Source organism: Nonomuraea rhizosphaerae, from assembly GCF_019396405.1.
Lineage (GTDB): Bacteria > Actinomycetota > Actinomycetes > Streptosporangiales > Streptosporangiaceae > Nonomuraea > Nonomuraea rhizosphaerae.
The window spans coordinates 1-1,049 of sequence record NZ_JAHKRL010000023.1; the positions used below are offsets into that span (position 1 = coordinate 1).

A 1,049-nucleotide genomic window follows, 5' to 3' on the forward strand; every position below is an offset into this window, starting at 1 on the left:
CGCTGGTGCGGTAGAACTTGCGCGGGCGGGCTTCTTCGGTGTTCCAGTCGCTGCTGAGCAGGCCTTGTTTTTCCAGGCGGCGCAGCAGGGGGTAGAGGGTGTTGGCGTCGACGGTGAAGCCGGAGCGCTCGAGTTGGTCGAGCAGGGCGTAGCCGTAGTTGGGGTGTTTGAGCATGAGCAGGCAGGCCAGGACGACGGTGCCTCGGCGTAGTTCCTGCTGGTGCAGTGCGTGCAGTTCCTCATCCGGCATGTCTTGTACAGTAGTGTGTGTCGCACAGCATTGCAAGACGCACAACGATGCGTCTTGGCTCGCATACTCGTACGGGCTCGATGACCTGCGGCACGGCGGAGGGGCGGCACGTCAAAGAGCAGGACGACGATGCTCGTCGCCCTGCTCCGGTACGTCTACAACAGGCCGCGCGCGGACGGTACGGCCGACCGCGACAGGTGGCGGCACGCAGAGGCCGGCACCCAGAGGCCGGGGTCAGCAGTCGGCGATGTCCGTGCCGTTGTTGTCCTTGGCCACGTCATTGCCCCAGCGGGACAGGTAGTAGGCCGACACCCACTGGTTCTGCCAGGGGTTCCCGCTGTCCAGGTCGGTCTTCAGCCACCAGTGGTTGTAGGCGGAGCCGACCTGCACGTTGGGTCCCCACACGCGGCAGTAGACGTAGTTGGTGCCCGCGTTCAGGGTGCCGGTGCGGGTGCCGCCGGGCGTGGAGTACCCGGGAGCGGCGGCGAAGGTGTCGACCCATTGCCTGCCGGGCGTGCCGCCGCCGCAGTTGTTGCTGGTCTCGTAGTGCTGGTTGTACGACCACGTGACGGGGACGAGGTGGCCGTTGACGGAGGCCTGGACGACGGCGCCGTTAAGGCGTTGCTCGAAGTGCAGGTGGGCTCCGGTGGTGGCGCTGCCGGTGCTGCCGACGGCGCCGATCTGCTGGCCCTGCGCGACGGAGGCGCCGACGCCGACGGCGCGGCTGGCCAGGTGGAGGTAGCGGGTGAGCCAGCCGCCCCCGTGGTCGATGACGACGGTGTTGCCGGCGTCGGTCTAG

At 67.8% G+C, this 1,049-nt stretch carries 3 protein-coding genes and 1 pseudogene; 1 reads left to right on the forward strand and 3 read right to left on the reverse strand.

Annotation, left to right across the window (positions count from 1 at the left end):
- A partial coding sequence (locus KME77_RS01155) for a PadR family transcriptional regulator (protein WP_219460500.1) occupies positions 1 to 250 on the reverse strand: 250 nt, incomplete at its 3' end.
- Positions 251 to 484: 234 nt separating this feature from the next.
- Complete coding sequence (locus KME77_RS30150) at positions 485 to 640, reverse strand: hypothetical protein (protein WP_219460503.1); 156 nt, start codon at positions 638 to 640, stop codon at positions 485 to 487.
- A gap of 34 nt (positions 641 to 674) precedes the next feature.
- Between KME77_RS30150 and KME77_RS30155 the strand changes: the two genes are divergently transcribed.
- Positions 675 to 797 carry a hypothetical protein gene (locus KME77_RS30155; RefSeq protein ID WP_308250488.1) on the forward strand — a complete coding sequence of 41 codons (123 nt, stop codon included), beginning with the start codon at positions 675 to 677 and terminating at the stop codon, positions 795 to 797.
- A gap of 113 nt (positions 798 to 910) precedes the next feature.
- Here KME77_RS30155 and KME77_RS30160 read toward each other — a convergent pair.
- A pseudogene (locus KME77_RS30160) lies at positions 911 to 1,021 on the reverse strand (M23 family metallopeptidase); the annotation flags it as partial.
- Positions 1,022 to 1,049 lie beyond the last annotated feature (28 nt).